Genomic DNA, 15,319 nt, shown 5'->3' with positions numbered 1-15,319 from the left:
CCGCCCGGCGAACCGACCCTGACCCTCCGCCCGGCTACCCGAAGGAGCCCTCATGGCGCTGTTGACCGTCGCCGTCGTCCTCGTCGCCGCGCTCGGCCTGCTCAACCTGGTGCTGCTGCTCGGCGTGGTCCGGCGGCTGCGCGAGCACACCGACCTGCTCAACGACCGCCAGTCCCAGCCTCCGGAGGTGATGCTGGAGGTGGGCTCCATCCCCGGCGACTTCGTCTCCACCACCGTGCAGGGCGAGGTGCGCACCCGCGCCGACATCCCGCCGATGACGCTGGTGGCGTTCCTGACGCCGAGTTGTGAGCACTGCGAGGAGCAGGTGCCGCTGCTGATCGACCGGGCGCGGACCATGCCGGGCGGGCCGGAGCACGTCTGGGTCGTGGTGGTCGGCAAGGGCCCGGACACCGAGCCGTACGCGGCGCAGTTCGCCGGGCTGGCCACGGTCTTCGTCGAGCCGGGCAGCGGCCCGCTGCCGATCGCGTTCGGGGTCAAGGGCTTTCCGGCCTTCGGTCTGCTCGACGAGCGGGGGATCGTCGCGTCCACCGCGTTTGGCATCGCCCGTCTGGACCTGCCGGTGATGCGGTGACCGGCCCCCGGCTGGCCCCCGGTCGGGCCGTCCGGCACGCCCGGCAGGCCCTCGGGCTCACCTGGCGGGCCGCACCCGCGGGCACGGCCGGGGACCTGCTGCTGGCCGTCCTGGCCGGGCTGACGCCGGTGCTGGTCGCCGGGTTGACCAAGCTGGTGCTGGACAGGCTCACCGGTGAGCGGGCGGGGGGTGCGTCGCTGGCCCTGCTCGGCGTCGGTCTGGCGGTCACCGCCGCGGTAGGGGTGGTGCTGCCGCACCTGCGCGCGTACGTCGAGAAGGAACGGAACCGGGCGGTGACCCGGCTGGTGCGCCGCCGGCTGCACGACGCCGTGTTGCGGCTGGTCGGCCTGGTCCGCTTGGAGGACCCGGAGTTCCAGGACCGGTTGCAGGCCGCCCAGCAGACCGGACACCTGGGGCCGACCCAGCTCACCGGCAACGGCCTCGGCGCGGTGCAGAGCCTGTTCGCCCTCAGCGGCTTCCTCGGCGTCCTGCTGCTGCTCAGTCCGGTGATCGGGCTGTTGGTGCTCGCCGCGGCACTGCCCACGCTCTGGATGCAGCTGCGCCTCAACCAGGCTCGCGCGGCGATGGTGCTGCACCTGGAGCACTTCCAGCGGCGCGACCTGTTCTTCGCCCAGTTGCTGGTGGGCGTGCCCGCTGCCAAGGAAGTCCGGCTCTTCGGTCTGGGCCGGTTCTTCGGCGACCGGATGCTCGACGAACTGCATGGCATGCACCGGGTCGAGCAGCGGCTGGACCGTCGCGAGCTTCGGGCCCAGGGACTGCTCGGGATGCTCGGCGCCGCGGTGGCCGGCGCCGGTGTCGTCTACACCGTGACGGCGGCCGCCGCCGGCCGGTTGACCCCCGGCGACGTGGTGATCTACCTGGCCGCCGTGCCCGGCGTGCAGGGGGCGCTGGGTGGTCTGGTCAGCCAGCTCGGCGCGATCCACCGGGCGCTGCTGCTGTTCGACCACTACGACCAGGTCTGCCGGTCGGAGCCGGACCTGCCGGTGCCGGCCGACGCCCGGCCGGTGCCGCCGCTGCGCGACGGCATCGAGCTGCGTGACGTGTGGTTCCGGTACTCGCCCCGGCACCCCTGGGTGCTGCGCGGGGTCAACCTCTTCCTGCCGGCCGGTGGGACCACCGCGCTGGTCGGGCTGAACGGCGCGGGAAAGAGCACGCTGGTCAAGCTGCTGTGCCGGTTCTACGACCCGGAGCGCGGCACGATTCGGTGGGACGGCACCGACCTGCGCGAGTTCGATCCGGCGGCGCTGCGGGAGCGGCTCGGGGCGGTCTTCCAGGACTTCATGCCGTACGACCTCTCCGCCGCGGAGAACATCGCCGTCGGTGACCTCACCGCCCGCGACGACCCTGGGCGGCTGCGGGCCGCCGCACGGCAGGCCGGCGCCGACGAGGCCCTGACCGCGCTGCCCCGGGGCTACGACACCCTGCTCACCCGGATCTTCTTCGACGGTCCGGACCGGGACGACCCGCAGGCCGGGGTGGTGCTCTCCGGTGGTCAGTGGCAGCGGGTGGCCCTGGCCCGCGGCTTCCTGCGCGCCGATCGGGACCTGCTCATCCTCGACGAGCCCAGCTCCGGCCTGGACGCCGAGGCCGAACACGACCTGCACGCCCGGCTGCGCGAGCTGCGCCGCGGACGTACCAGCCTGCTCATCTCGCACCGGCTCAACGCCGTCCGGGACGCGGACACCATCGTGGTGCTGGCCGACGGTCGGATCGCCGAGCGCGGCCGGCACGACGAGCTGCTGGCCGCGGGCGGTGGATACGCCCGCCTCTTCACCCTCCAGGCCCGCGGCTACCGGGAGGACGCTCCCGCGCCGATGTGACCCGGTGGCTGCTCGACGGCGGCCAGCTCGGCGGCGTAGAGCCGGACCAGCTCGCTCATGCGGTAGCGGCCGGGCCCGGCCGGCTCGACGAGCTGCGCCGCTACCAGCCGGTCGAGCGCCCGTACGGCTTCCTCGGGCGGTGCGCCGGTCAGCGAGGCGGCCAGCTCGGCGGTGACTGGCCCGGTCCGGGCCCCGCCCAGCCGGCGGAACAACGGCGCGGCCCAGCCGAGCCGGCGGTAGCTCGCGGTCAGCCGGGGGCGCAGCCCGGTCTCCGCGAGCCGGTAGCGCTCGTCGCGCAGCAGCCGGGCCAACCGCGCCATCGACCAGTGTGGGCCCTCGGCGAGCCGGCGGACCGCGGTACGCAGCGCCAGCGGCAGCCCTTCGCAGAGCGCGACGACCGCCGAGGCCGCCTCCGGCTCCTCGTCCACCCGGCGGTCCCCGGCGGCGGCTCGCAGCAGGGCCAGCCCATCGCCGGGCGGCAGCGGGTCCAACCGCAGCGGCCGGACGTCCCCATCGGGCACCGGGCAGCGGCTGGTGACCAGCAGCGCGCATCCGCCGCGTACCGGGAGCAGGCCGTCGACCTGCGCCGGGTCGGCGACGTTGTCGAGCACCAGCAGCACCCGGCGGCCGAACAGCAGCGACCGGACCAGGGCTCGCGCCTCGGCCAGACCGGCCCGCTCCGCCTCGTTCACGGCGCCCCCCAACGAGCGCAGCACCCGGGCCGCCACCTCGACGGGGGAGAGCGGCGTGCCGGCCACCGACCCGCCCAGGTCGAGGTGGAGTTGGCCGTCGGGGAAGGCATCCAGCACCTCGGCCGCCGCCCGCAGCCCGAGGGCCGACTTGCCGGCGCCGGCCATGCCGTACACGGTCGCGGTCACGGGGCTGTCCCGGGCGGCGCTCAGCGCGGTGCGCAGCCGGACCAGCTCGGCGTGCCGGCCGACGAAGGGCGCGGTGGAGCAGGGAAGCTCGTGCGGCACCGGCACGGCCCGCGATCCCGCGGGCCGGTCCCGGGCGCGGACGGTCGGGCGGCCCGTGGACGGCGGCGAACCAAGATCGCGACGCCGGACCGCGCGGTACAGGTCGGTCAGCTCCGGGCCCGGAGTGATCCCCAACTCGCCGGCGAGGGACCGACACGCGGCCCGGTACGTCTCCAGGGCGGCGGCCTGGTCGCCGGCCCGACACTGGGCGGTCATCAGCAGCGCCCAGGCCGGCTCGCGCAGCGGGTTCTCCGCCAGGTGCCCGCGCAGCAAGGCCAGCAGCGCCGAACTGCCGGGGTCGCCGAGGTCGAGCCGGCAGGCGGCGTACGCCTCCAGGGCGGCGCCCCGTTGCTCGCGCAGCCCGTCGAACGCCGAGGCGGTCGCCGGCCCGTACGGCGGTGGTAGGTCCGTCGCGGACCAGAGCGCCAGTGCCCGCTCCAGCAGTGGCGCCGCGACATCCGGCGCGCCACTGCTCCAGGCCGCCCGCCCCTCGGCGGCCAGCCGCTCGAACTCCGCCGCGTCCAGCTCACCCGGACCGACCCGGAGCCGGTAGCCGCCGTGCTGGGCGTGCAACCTGGTCGGCTCGTCGGGCGTGGCGAGTAGGCGGCGTAGCTGGCTGGCGTGGCTGCGCAGGTTCGCCACCGCCGACGCCGGGGCCGGCCCGGCCCACAACTCCTCGCGCAGCCGCTCGACCGGCACCGCGCCGCCGGCGTGCAGCAGCAGGGTGACCAGCATGGCGGCGGGGCGGCCGGCGGGCAGGCGTAGCGGCCGACCGTCGCGGCAGACCCGGACCGGGCCGAGAATCTGGAACGTCAGCGCCAATGCGACCTCCGTCGTGTGCCCCCGCGGGCCGGTCTCCCGACCCCACACCATCGCGCAGCCGATTATGCCAGTCGATGTGTTGCCGCGAGGGCCGGCGGCTGCCGCCACGTTGACCGGTCCGCCGCCGCTCCGGCGACGCGGGGTGTGGCTGGCCTCACCTCGATCATCACCATGCACCAGGCTGCATGACCTTGCAGGAGCCGATCGCTGCTGTTAACCTTCACTGCATAGTCATGCGGAGGTAGGTATGAGTATCCGAGTTGCGGTCGCCGGGGCGAGCGGCTACGCCGGAGGCGAGCTGATCCGCCTGGTCGCCGGGCACCCGGAGTTCGACCTGGTGGCCACCACCGCGCACAGCCGGGCCGGGCACCGGCTCGACGTCGTACACCCGCAGCTCGCCGGGCTGGACATGGTCCTCGGCGAGACGGACGCGGCGGCGCTGACCGACGCGGACCTGGTCTTCCTCGCCCTGCCACACGGCCAGTCGGCGGCTCTGGCCGCTCAACTCCCGCCCGAGGTGCGGATCGTCGACCTGGGCGCCGACCACCGCCTCGCCGACCCCGCCGCCTGGGCCAACTACTACGGCGGGTCGCACGCGGGGCAGTGGACCTACGGCCTGCCCGAGTTGCCCGGTCAGCGGGAGCTGATCGCCGGCTCCACCCGGGTGGCCAACACGGGCTGCTACGCCGCCGCGATCACCCTCGCGCTGGCCCCGCTGGTCGCCGCCGGCGCGGTCCGTCCCGCCGACGTGGTGGTCGTGGCCGCCTCCGGCACCTCCGGGGCGGGCCGGGCCGCCAAGGAACACCTGCTCGGCAGCGAGGTGATGGGCGACCTGTCGCCCTACAAGGTCGGCGCCCACCAACACGTGCCGGAGATCAAGCAGGCCACCGGGGCCACCAGCCTCTCCTTCACCCCCGTCCTCGCGCCCATGCCCCGCGGCATCCTGGCCACCGTCACCGCCGTCCCCACCGGCGACACCGACCCGCGGGCCGTGCGGGCCGTGCTGGCCGAGGCGTACGCCGACGCGCCGTTCGTGCACCTGCTGCCCGAGGGTGCCTGGCCGCACACCGCCGCCACCGTCGGCTCGAACTCCTGCCACCTCCAGGCCGGCGTCGACGTCGACTCCGGTCGGGTGATCGTGGTCAGCGCCATCGACAACCTTGGCAAGGGCGCGGCCGGGCAGGCCGTGCAGAACGCCAACCTGATGCTCGGTCTTGCCGAGACCACCGGCCTGTCGACCTTCGGAGTCGCACCATGACCGTCACCGTCCCCCGCGGCTTCCGGGCCGCCGGCGTCGCCGCCGGCCTGAAGACCGGCGGGGCCCCCGACGTGGCCCTCGTCGTCAACGACGGCCCCGACGCCGGGGCCGCCGGCGTCTTCACCGCCAACCGGGTCAAGGCCGCGCCGGTGCTCTGGTCCCAGCAGGTCGTCCGCGGTGGCGTGGTCCGCGCCGTGCTGCTCAACTCCGGCGGCGCCAACGCCTGCACCGGCCCCGCCGGTTTCCAGGACACCCACGCCACCGCCGAGCACACCGCCGCCGCGCTCACCTCGGTCAGCCCCCGGCTGAGGCTCGGCGCCGGTGAGGTCGCGGTCTGCTCGACCGGCCTGATCGGCGAGCGGCTGCCCATGGACAAGCTCCTGCCGGGCGTACGCGCCGCGATCCGCGCGCTCGCCCGTGACGGCGGGCCCGCCGCCGCCGAGGCGATCATGACCACGGACACCCGGCCGAAGACCACCGTCGCCACGGGCAGCGGCTGGACCGTCGGGGGCATGGCCAAGGGCGCGGGCATGCTCGCCCCCGCCATGGCCACCATGCTCTGCGTGCTCACCACCGACGCGGTGGCCGGGCCGCAGGCCCTCGACGCCGCGCTGCGCGCCGCCACCCGGGTCACCTTCGACCGGATCGACTCCGACGGCTGCATGTCCACCAACGACACGGTGTTGCTGCTGTCCAGCGGCGCGTCGGGTATCGAGCCCACCGAGGCGGAACTCACCGCCGCGGTCACCACCGCCTGCCACGATCTCGCCCAGCAGTTGCTCGCCGACGCCGAGGGCGCCACCAAGCAGATCGCCATCGAGGTGGTCGGCGCGGCCGGCGAGGACGACGCGGTGGAGGTGGGCCGGTCGGTGGCCCGGAACAACCTGGTCAAGACGGCACTGTTCGGCAACGACCCGAACTGGGGGCGGATCCTCGCCGCGGTCGGCACCACCACCGCCGCCTTCGAACCGGACGGCGTGGACGTCGCGGTGAACGGCATCTGGGTGTGCCGTTCCGGGGCCGCCGCCGAGGACCGCTCCAAGGTGGACCTCACCGCCCGGGACGTCACCATCCGCATCGACCTGCACTCCGGCGACGCCGCGGCGACGATCTGGACCAACGACCTGTCACACGCGTACGTACACGAGAACTCGGCCTACTCCACATGAGCGACAACGCGGACCTCACCCGGGCCCAGGCCAAGGCCGAGACGCTGATCGAGGCCCTACCCTGGCTGGCCCGCCTCTCCGGGGCCACCGTCGTGATCAAGTACGGCGGCAACGCCATGGTCGACCCCGAACTGCAGCGCGCCTTCGCCGCCGACATGGTCTTCCTCCGGTACGCCGGGCTCAAGCCGGTCGTGGTGCACGGCGGCGGCCCACAGATCTCCGCCATGCTGGGCCGGCTCGGCATCGCCAGCGAGTTCAAGGGCGGCCTGCGGGTCACCACGCCCGAGGCGATGGACGTCGTCCGGATGGTGCTCGTCGGGCAGGTCGGCCGGGAACTCGTCGGGCTGATCAACGCGCACGGCCCGTTCGCGGTCGGCCTCTCCGGCGAGGACGCCGGTCTGTTCACCGCCGTGCGACGACCGGCGTACGTCGACGGCGAGCCGGTCGACGTCGGGCAGGTCGGCGACGTGGAGTCGGTCGACGTCTCCGCGGTGGCCGACCTGATCGCCGCCGGTCGGATCCCGGTGATCTCCACCGTCGCGCCGGACACCGACGGGGTGCTGCACAACCTCAACGCCGACACCGCCGCCGCGGCGCTCGCCGTGGCCCTCGACGCGCGCAAGCTGGTCGTCCTCACCGACGTCCCCGGCCTGTACGCCGACTGGCCCGACCGGAACAGCCTGGTCAGCGAGATCACCGCCGACGAGCTGGCGGAACTGCTGCCGTCCCTGCAGTCGGGGATGGTGCCGAAAATGGAGGCCTGCCTGCGGGCGGTGCGCGGCGGCGTGCCCGCCGCACACGTCGTCGACGGCCGGGTCGCCCACTCCACGCTGCTGGAGGTCTTCACCTCGGAAGGGTTCGGAACGATGGTGATCGCATGAGCAATCTGGTGCAGCGCTGGGGCCAGACCATGATGGACAACTACGGCGTCCCGCCGCTGGCGCTGGTCTCCGGCTCCGGCGCCGTCGTCGTCGACGAGGCCGGCCGGGAGTACGTCGACCTGCTCGGCGGCATCGCGGTCAACGCCCTCGGGCACGCCCACCCGGCTGTGGTGGCCGCCGTCTCCAGGCAGGTCGCCACCCTCGGGCACGTCTCCAACCTGTTCGTCGCCGAACCCCCGGTGGCCCTCGCCGAGCTGCTGCTGGCCCTGGCCGGCCGGCCCGGCCGGGTCTTCTTCGCCAACTCCGGGGCCGAGGCCAACGAGGCCGCGTTCAAGCTGTCCCGGCTCACCGGCCGTGGGCACGTGGTCGCCACCCAGGGCGGTTTCCACGGGCGGACGATGGGCGCCCTGGCGCTCACCGGCCAGCCGGCCAAGGCCGACCCGTTCCGGCCGCTGCCCGGCGACGTCACCCACGTGCCGTACGGGGATGCGGCCGCACTGGAGGCGGCGGTCACCGACGCCACCGCCATGGTGATCCTGGAGCCGATCCAGGGCGAGAACGGCGTGGTCGTGCCGCCGGCCGGCTACCTGGCCGAGGCCCGGCGGATCACCGCCCGACACGGCGCGCTGCTGGTCCTCGACGAGGTGCAGACCGGGATCGGCCGGACCGGGCACTGGTTCGCCCACCAGGCCGAGGGCGTCGAGCCGGACGTGGTGACGCTGGCCAAGGGGCTCGGCGGGGGACTACCGATCGCCGCCTGTCTCGCCTTCGGTCGGGCCGCCGACCTGCTCGGTCCCGGCTCGCACGGCACCACCTTCGGCGGCAACCCGGTCAGCTGTGCCGCCGCCCTCGCGGTGATCTCGACCATCGCCAGCGAAGGGCTGCTCGACCACGTCAAGCGGACGGGGGAGCGGTTGCGTCGAGGCGTCGAGGCGCTCGGCCACCCGCTCGTCGCCGAGGTACGCGGCGCCGGCCTGCTGCTCGGCATCGTGTTCACCGCCCCGGTCTCCGGCCTGGTCACCGCCGCCCTGCGCGACGCGGGTTTCCTGGTCAACCCGGTGCAGCCGGGGGTGGTGCGGCTCGCGCCGCCGCTGATCCTCACCGCCGCCCAGGTCGACGCCTTCCTCACCGCCCTCCCCGCCGCCCTCGACGCGGCGGCTCCCGCCGCGCCCACCACGACGGAGGTCAGCGCATGATCCGGCACTTCCTGCGGGACGACGATCTCACCCCGGCCGAGCAGTCGGCGGTGCTCGACATCGCGGCGCGGATGAAGGCCGACCGGTTCGCGTTCCAGCCGCTGGCCGGGCCGCGCTCGGTGGCCGTGCTCTTCGACAAGCAGAGCCTGCGTACCCGGTTCTCCTTCGACGTGGGCATCGCCGAGTTGGGCGGCCATCCGCTGGTGGTGGACACCCAGGTCACCCACTTCGGTCGGGGGGAGACCCTCGCCGACGCTGGCCGTGTGCTGTCCCGCTACGTCGCGGCGATCGTGCTGCGCACCCACGGCGACGACCGGATCGCCGAGGTCGCCGCGCACGCCACGGTGCCGGTGGTCAACGCCCTCACCGACACGTACCACCCCTGCCAGCTCCTGGCCGACCTGCTCACCGTCCAGGAGCGGTTCGGCGCCACCGCCGGACGGACCCTGACGTACCTGGGCGACGCGGCGAACAACATGGCGCACTCGTACCTGCTGGCCGGAGCGAGTGCCGGGATGCACGTCCGGGTCGCCGGGCCGGCCGGATTCCAGCCGGCGCCGGACGTGGTGGCCCGGGCCGAGAAGATCGCCGTCGGCACCGGCGGAAGCGTCCGGGTGCTCGTCGACCCGGTGGAGGCGGTACGCGGCGCGCACGTCGTGGCCACCGACACCTGGACCTCGATGGGTCAGGAGGCCGACGGGCTGGACCGGATCACCCCGTTCCTGCCGTACCAGGTCAACGACGCGCTGCTGGGCCATGCCGCAGCGGAGGCCATCGTGCTGCACTGCCTGCCCGCGCACCGGGGCGAGGAGATCACCGACGAGGTGCTCGACGGGCCGCGCAGCGCCGTGTTCGACCAGGCGGAGAACCGCCTGCACGCCCAGAAGGCGCTGCTGACCTTCCTGCTGGAGGCGTCCGGACGCACGGCCGGGAAGAAGACGACCGGGTGACCGCGCCGTCGACCCGCGCCGCCCGGCACGGCCGTATCGTCGAGTTGATCCGGAACAAGGCGATCCGTTCGCAGACCGAGCTGGCCGACCTGCTCGCCGCGGACGGTATCCAGGTCACCCAGGCCACCCTGTCGCGGGACCTCAAGGAACTGGGTGCGGTCACCGCCCGGGGCGGCGACGGGCGGGCGGTGTACGTCATCCCCGAGGACGGCCACCGGCCGTTGCGCGACGCCGAGGCGGCCCCCGCCCGGCTGGTGCGGCTGCTGCGTGAGCTGCTCAACGGGGTCGACTCCAGCGGCAACATCGCCGTGCTGCGCACCCCGCCGGGCGCAGCCCACTACCTGGCCAGCGCGTTGGACCGAGCGGGCCTGCCCGAGGTCGTCGGCACCATCGCCGGCGACGACACCATCCTCGTCGTGGCCCGCGAGGCCGACGGCGGGGCCGCGCTCGGCGACCAGCTCGCCGGTTGGGCCCGCCGGGAAGAGAACGTTGAAGGGAACACCACACCATGACCGAGCGGGTCGTCCTGGCGTACTCCGGGGGTCTCGACACCTCCGTCGCCATTCCCTATCTGGCCGAGCAGACCGGCGCCGAGGTGATCGCGGTCGCGGTCGACGTCGGGCAGGGCGGCGAGGACCTCGACGCCATCCGGCAGCGCGCCCTGGACTGCGGGGCCGTCGCGTCCGAGGTGGTCGACGCGCGCGACGAGTTCGCCGCCGACTACTGCCTGCCCGCCATCCGGGCCAACGCCCTCTACATGGACCGGTACCCGCTGGTCTCCGCGCTGTCCCGGCCGCTGATCGTCAAGCACCTGGTGGCCGCGGCCCGCAAGCACGGCGGCACCATCGTGTCGCACGGCTGCACCGGCAAGGGCAACGACCAGGTCCGCTTCGAGGTCGGCCTGGGCGCGCTCGCCCCCGACCTGAAGATCGTCGCCCCGGCTCGGGACTTCGCCTGGACCCGGGACAAGGCGATCGCCTTCGCCGAGGAGAAGGGCCTGCCGATCGACGTGTCGGCCAAGTCGCCGTACTCGATCGACCAGAACCTGTGGGGCCGTGCCGTCGAGACGGGCTTCCTGGAGGACATCTGGAACGCCCCCATCGAGGACCTGTACTCGTACACCGCCGACCCGGCCGAGCCGCGCGACGCCGACGAGGTCGTCATCACCTTCGACGCCGGCGTGCCGGTCGCCATCGACGGCGAGACCGTCACCCCGTACCAGGCGATCCTGGAGCTGAACCGGCGGGCCGGCGCCCAGGGCGTCGGCCGGCTCGACATGGTCGAGGACCGCCTGGTCGGGATCAAGAGCCGGGAGGTGTACGAGGCCCCCGGCGCGATCGCGCTGATCACCGCGCACCAGGAGCTGGAGGCGGTCACCGTCGAGCGGGACCTGGCCCGGTTCAAGAAGAGCGTCGACCAGCGGTGGGGCGAGCTCGTCTACGACGGCCTGTGGTTCTCGCCGCTGAAGGACAGCCTGGACGCCTTTATCGACGACGCGCAGCGGCACGTCTCCGGCGAGGTGCGGCTGACCCTGCACGGCGGTCGGGCCACCGTCACCGGCCGGCGATCCGAGGCCAGCCTCTACGACTTCGGCATGGCCACCTACGACACCGGTGACACCTTCGACCAGTCGCTCGCCAAGGGCTTCGTGCAGCTGTGGGGCCTGCCCAGCAAGATGGCCGCCGCGCGGGACGCCCGGTTGGGTGGTTCCTGACCGTGGCCACCACAATAGGCGGCGTGGACGACAAGAGCCTGACCGAGAACAGTGCCGCCACCAACCGGACGAGCCTGTGGGGTGGCCGGTTCGCCGGCGGCCCCGCCGAGGCCCTGGCGCGGCTGTCGGTGAGCGTGCAGTTCGACTGGCGTCTCGCCCCGTACGACATCGCCGGTTCCCGGGCGCACGCCCGGGTGCTGGCCGGCGCGGGCCTGCTCGACCCGGATGAGCTGGGCCGTATTCTGGCGGCGTTGGACGACTTGGAGGCGGCCTGCGCCTCCGGGCAGTTCCGCCCGACCGTCGACGACGAGGACGTGCACACCGCGCTGGAGCGCGGCCTGCTGGAGCGGCTCGGCAGTCTCGGCGGCAAGCTGCGCGCCGGCCGGTCCCGCAACGACCAGGTCGCCACCGACCTGCGGCTCTACCTGCGTGATCACGCCCGGGGCGTGGCGGTGCGGTTGGTCGAGCTGGCCGAGGCCCTGGTGGAGCAGGCGGAGCGGCACGTGGAGACGGCCGCGCCCGGCATGACCCACCTCCAGCACGCCCAGCCGGTCACCTTCGGGCACTGGCTGCTGGCCCACGTGCAGCCGCTGCTGCGCGACCTGGAGCGGCTGCGCGACTGGGACCACCGCACGGCGGTCAGCCCGCTGGGCGCGGGGGCGCTCGCCGGTTCGGGCCTGCCGCTGGACCCGGTGGCCGTGGCCAAGGAGCTGGGTTTCCGGACGTCCTTCGCCAACTCGATGGACGCGGTGGCCGACCGGGACTTCGTCGCCGAGTTCCTCTTCGTCACCGCGCTGATCGGGGTGCACCTGTCCCGCCTCGGCGAGGAGGTGGTGCTCTGGACGTCGCAGGAGTTCGGCTGGGTGGAGTTGGACGACGCCTTCGCGACCGGTTCGTCGATCATGCCGCAGAAGAAGAACGCGGACGTCGCCGAGCTGGCCCGGGGCAAGTCCGGCCGCCTGGTCGGCGGGTTGATGAGCGTGCTCACCATGCTCAAGGGCCTGCCCATGACCTACGACCGGGACATGCAGGAGGACAAGGAGCCGGCCTTCGACGCGGTCGACACCCTGGAGCTGCTGCTGCCCGCCCTCGCCGGGATGATCTCCACGATGACGGTGCGGGTGGACCGGCTCGTCGCCGCCGCGCCGGTCGGCTACTCGCTGGCCACCGAGGTCGCCGACTGGCTGGTCCGCCGGGGCGTGCCGTTCCGCGACGCGCACGAGATCACCGGCAAGCTGGTGGCGCTCTGCGTGGCCCGGGACTGCGCCCTCGACGAGGTCTCCGACGACGATCTGGCCGCGGTCAGCGAGCACCTCGACCCGAGCGTGCGGGACGTGCTGTCGGTCCGCTCGGCACTGGCCGCCCGGACCACCCCCGGCTCCACCGGCCCCGGCCCGGTGGCCGACCAGCTCGCCGCCGCCGCGGACAAGCTGGCCGGCTGGCGGGAGTGGGCCGCCGAGCGGGTCGTACCCCGCTGAGGTCGTGACGGCCGGTCGCGGCGCGCGGGGTACTCCCGCGCGCCGCGTCGCCGGTTCAGGGCCGCGGGGCGGCGGACGGCCGCTCGCGCTTCGGCAACCTCGCCACCACCGCGTCGTACGAGGCGTCGACCGCCTCGAAGAGCTCGTCGTCGCCGATGCCGCCGTCGAGCCGCAGCGTGTTCCAGCCGTACCGGCCCAGGTAGGGGGCCACCTCGGCGTCGTCCGGGTGCCGGTGCAGCCACTCGTCGGCCAGCACCCGGTCGGGGCCACACTTCACCCACACCCGGGGCGGCTCGTCCGGGTTGCCGAGGAAGGCGAAGATCCGGCTGCCCACCTTGGCCACCTCGCTCTCCTCCCAGGGGCGGTCCAGCCAGGCTCCCGGCAGGCCCAGGCAGTACGTCACCAACTCGTCGCGGGTCATCGCGTCCTCCCGGTTCCGTTCCCGACGCCACTGGTGCTATCGGCGGCGCCGGATGCTGCCGGCGCGGTCCGTCGCAGGCCGGCCCCAGTGTGGCGGACAGCGCGGGGCAACGTGCCGCCACCTGCCATCCAACACCTTGAGTGGCTGATGGCGGGTGGTAGCTGGCTGTAGCTGGCGCTGACGAAGGCCAGCGGACGTCGCCGGTCCTTTGCTCTGCTGCCCCCTACGCGCCACTTCCCTGAGCTGGGCGAATGAGGTAATCGCGGGCGGATGGCGGACGGACAAACTGTGACCGTGCGTGACTGGCGCGTGGGTGGCAGCAGAGCAAAGCGTGTGAAGGGCCTTCCGTTCCCACCGATAGTTGTTGCTGTGCGTGATGAAGGAAGCGTCGAAGGGCGATCTCGTTGCCCACCGCGCGCTTACAAACGGGACCGGGGCGTGAATGCGCGGCCGGTCAGGTGGTGCGGGCGATCAGGCGCTCGTATCGTTGCTTGGCGGCCTGCGCGCTGCCCAGCCCGAGACCGAACGCGATCGCCTGCCAGGTGAGCCCGCGGTTCCGGGCCAGCGACAGCAGTCCTGCCTCCAGGGTGTCCAGCTCGGCGCGCAGGTGCGGCAGCAGGGTCAGCGCGGCGGTGAGGTCGTCGCCGTCGACCGGTTCCTCGTCGGGCTCCCGTTCGGCGCCGCCCGCTGCGAGGGCGGTGACCACGGCGACCGCCTCCCAGGGGTCGGCCAGGTACGGGTTGGTGTGGCGGCGTCGACGCGCGTCGGTGCCGGCGTGCCGCTCGGTGAGCCGGTGCAGCGCGGCGTAGGTGCGCCCGGCGCGGGCTTGGGCGGCGTCGGGGGCGGTGAACTGCTCCATGCCCCCATCAGATGTCATAAACGTGTCGTTGTCAACGACTCGTTGAAGATTGGAGGGTGGCGAACCAGCGACCGACCCGGTTCACCAGGGCCGCGTACCCGATGCCCAGCGCCAACGACGCCACCAGGGCCACCAGCGGCAGGTCGCGCAGGTGTGGGTACACCTGCCAGTGGGTCAGGTAGATGTAGAGCGAACCGCCGGCCAGCACGCTCGCCACCCGGTTGACCGGCCCCAGGCTCGGCACGGTGGGCAGCCACACCAGCAGCGCGAATCCGGCCACGATCAGCGCCTCCCGGCCGGGCTGGCCGAAGAAACCCGGCACGGTGGCCGCCGCCGCGGCGGTGACCAGCAGCCGCTGCCGTACCCCGTCGGCGCGGGCGGCGGCCCAGCCCAGCGCGAAGAGCCAGAACGCCACGGCCGCGGTGGGCAGGTCGTACCGGGCGTCGACGCCGAACACGTCGTACCGGGTGAGCAGGCCGAGCCCGGCCAGGGTCATCGGCAGGGCGAACGGGTGCCGGCGCTCCCACCGGTCCACCCCGGGTACGGCGAGCAGGGCCGCCAGCCCGACCAGGATGTAGACCAGCGCCTCGATGAACCAGAAGTGCCACTCGGTGCGGGCGTCGGCCGGGCCGACCAGGCTGTGCACCAGGAACAGGGTGCTCAGCCGGTACTGGTCGGTGACCACCAGCATCGCCGCGATCCACGCCGTGGTGGGCAGCACGATCCGCACCAGTCCGGCCCGGATCTGCCGCAACCGGTCGGTTCGGGCCGCGCCGGTGAGCTGGAACCGGGCGAAATTGAACCCGGCCACCGCCAGCAGCAGATGCGCCCCGCCGGTGATGGTGAACAGCGGGATGTGCGAGCCGACGATGAGCACGATGGCGAGTGCCCGCAGCGCCACACTCGTCTCCAGTGCCCGACGGCGCGGCCGGCCGGAACGGGGCGCGGGCAGCGCGCCGATCGGCATCATGTGCCAGTTCGGCGGCAGGTGACCCAGGACGTTCTCCAGGCGGACCGACATCTCGACGTACGACAGGGAGTCACCGCCCAGGTCGACGAAACTGTGTTCCGGGGTGACGTCGGTACGGTCGAGCACCTCGGCGTAGAGCCGGCACAGGTCGCCCCCGGCTGCGGCCGGCGGCGAGGGCGGCGGCGGGGGTG

The 15,319-nt window shown here is 73.7% G+C and carries 14 protein-coding genes; 10 read left to right on the top strand and 4 right to left on the bottom strand.

Annotation, left to right across the window (positions count from 1 at the left end):
* Positions 1–52: 52 nt before the first annotated feature.
* Together E1182_RS22300 and E1182_RS22295 are read left to right on the top strand one after the other, a co-directional pair.
* Positions 53–592 (top strand): hypothetical protein, encoded by a 540-nt coding sequence (locus E1182_RS22300; protein ID WP_132268517.1) that lies wholly within the window; start codon positions 53–55, stop codon positions 590–592.
* On the top strand, positions 589–2,433 hold the full coding sequence (locus E1182_RS22295; protein WP_132268515.1) for an ABC transporter ATP-binding protein: 1,845 nt from the start codon (positions 589–591) through the stop codon (positions 2,431–2,433). The genes E1182_RS22300 and E1182_RS22295 overlap by 4 nt, the downstream gene beginning before the upstream one ends.
* Here E1182_RS22295 and E1182_RS22290 read toward each other — a convergent pair.
* Positions 2,403–4,232, bottom strand: a complete 1,830-nt coding sequence (locus tag E1182_RS22290; RefSeq protein WP_165942687.1) for an AfsR/SARP family transcriptional regulator — start codon at positions 4,230–4,232, stop codon at positions 2,403–2,405. The genes E1182_RS22295 and E1182_RS22290 overlap by 31 nt on opposite strands.
* Positions 4,233–4,479: 247 nt before the next feature.
* On the opposite strand from E1182_RS22290, the gene argC reads away from it, so the two are divergent.
* Genes argC through argH form a run of 8 tightly spaced genes read left to right on the top strand, consistent with a single transcriptional unit; the run spans position 4,480 to position 12,878 of the window.
* On the top strand, positions 4,480–5,490 hold the full coding sequence (argC, locus tag E1182_RS22285) for an N-acetyl-gamma-glutamyl-phosphate reductase (protein WP_132268510.1): 1,011 nt from the start codon (positions 4,480–4,482) through the stop codon (positions 5,488–5,490).
* Positions 5,487–6,659 carry a bifunctional glutamate N-acetyltransferase/amino-acid acetyltransferase ArgJ gene (argJ, locus tag E1182_RS22280; RefSeq protein WP_132268508.1) on the top strand — a complete coding sequence of 391 codons (1,173 nt, stop codon included), beginning with the start codon at positions 5,487–5,489 and terminating at the stop codon, positions 6,657–6,659. The genes argC and argJ overlap by 4 nt, the downstream gene beginning before the upstream one ends.
* Positions 6,656–7,540, top strand: a complete 885-nt coding sequence (gene argB, locus E1182_RS22275; protein ID WP_132268506.1) for an acetylglutamate kinase — start codon at positions 6,656–6,658, stop codon at positions 7,538–7,540. The genes argJ and argB overlap by 4 nt, the downstream gene beginning before the upstream one ends.
* Positions 7,537–8,736, top strand: a complete 1,200-nt coding sequence (locus E1182_RS22270) for an acetylornithine transaminase (RefSeq protein WP_132268504.1) — start codon at positions 7,537–7,539, stop codon at positions 8,734–8,736. Before argB ends, E1182_RS22270 begins: the two co-directional genes overlap by 4 nt.
* On the top strand, positions 8,733–9,686 hold the full coding sequence (gene argF, locus E1182_RS22265; RefSeq protein ID WP_132268502.1) for an ornithine carbamoyltransferase: 954 nt from the start codon (positions 8,733–8,735) through the stop codon (positions 9,684–9,686). Before E1182_RS22270 ends, argF begins: the two co-directional genes overlap by 4 nt.
* Positions 9,683–10,198, top strand: coding sequence for an arginine repressor (locus E1182_RS22260; RefSeq protein ID WP_132268500.1), 516 nt, complete (start codon positions 9,683–9,685; stop codon positions 10,196–10,198). Before argF ends, E1182_RS22260 begins: the two co-directional genes overlap by 4 nt.
* Positions 10,195–11,400, top strand: a complete 1,206-nt coding sequence (locus E1182_RS22255) for an argininosuccinate synthase (protein WP_132268498.1) — start codon at positions 10,195–10,197, stop codon at positions 11,398–11,400. The genes E1182_RS22260 and E1182_RS22255 overlap by 4 nt, the downstream gene beginning before the upstream one ends.
* 14 nt (positions 11,401–11,414) lie before the next feature.
* On the top strand, positions 11,415–12,878 hold the full coding sequence (argH, locus tag E1182_RS22250) for an argininosuccinate lyase (RefSeq protein WP_132268519.1): 1,464 nt from the start codon (positions 11,415–11,417) through the stop codon (positions 12,876–12,878).
* Positions 12,879–12,933: 55 nt separating this feature from the next.
* Here the strand turns inward: argH and E1182_RS22245 are convergent, their stop codons facing one another.
* The 3 genes from E1182_RS22245 to E1182_RS22235 all read right to left on the bottom strand — a co-directional run.
* Complete coding sequence (locus E1182_RS22245) at positions 12,934–13,299, bottom strand: MmcQ/YjbR family DNA-binding protein (RefSeq protein ID WP_132268496.1); 366 nt, start codon at positions 13,297–13,299, stop codon at positions 12,934–12,936.
* A 454-nt stretch (positions 13,300–13,753) separates the two neighbouring features.
* Positions 13,754–14,158, bottom strand: a complete 405-nt coding sequence (locus E1182_RS22240) for a DNA-binding protein (protein WP_243706372.1) — start codon at positions 14,156–14,158, stop codon at positions 13,754–13,756.
* A gap of 31 nt (positions 14,159–14,189) precedes the next feature.
* The coding region (locus E1182_RS22235) for an acyltransferase family protein (protein ID WP_243706371.1) at positions 14,190–15,319 on the bottom strand (1,130 nt) is incomplete at its 5' end.

Origin of the sequence: Micromonospora sp. KC721, assembly GCF_004348355.1 — a bacterium.
Lineage (GTDB): Bacteria > Actinomycetota > Actinomycetes > Mycobacteriales > Micromonosporaceae > Micromonospora.
Note: the sequence above shows the minus strand (reverse complement) of the source record. Positions and strands in the feature narration are given on the sequence as shown.

Coding starts and splice junctions, on each gene's coding strand:
- E1182_RS22270 (WP_132268504.1), top strand. CDS start 7,537: ATGAGCAATCTGGTGCAGCGCTGGGGCCAGACCATGATGGACAACTAC.
- E1182_RS22255 (WP_132268498.1), top strand. CDS start 10,195: ATGACCGAGCGGGTCGTCCTGGCGTACTCCGGGGGTCTCGACACCTCC.
- argC (WP_132268510.1), top strand. CDS start 4,480: ATGAGTATCCGAGTTGCGGTCGCCGGGGCGAGCGGCTACGCCGGAGGC.
- argF (WP_132268502.1), top strand. CDS start 8,733: ATGATCCGGCACTTCCTGCGGGACGACGATCTCACCCCGGCCGAGCAG.
- E1182_RS22240 (WP_243706372.1), bottom strand. CDS start 14,158: ATGGAGCAGTTCACCGCCCCCGACGCCGCCCAAGCCCGCGCCGGGCGC.
- E1182_RS22300 (WP_132268517.1), top strand. CDS start 53: ATGGCGCTGTTGACCGTCGCCGTCGTCCTCGTCGCCGCGCTCGGCCTG.
- argJ (WP_132268508.1), top strand. CDS start 5,487: ATGACCGTCACCGTCCCCCGCGGCTTCCGGGCCGCCGGCGTCGCCGCC.
- E1182_RS22245 (WP_132268496.1), bottom strand. CDS start 13,299: ATGACCCGCGACGAGTTGGTGACGTACTGCCTGGGCCTGCCGGGAGCC.
- argB (WP_132268506.1), top strand. CDS start 6,656: ATGAGCGACAACGCGGACCTCACCCGGGCCCAGGCCAAGGCCGAGACG.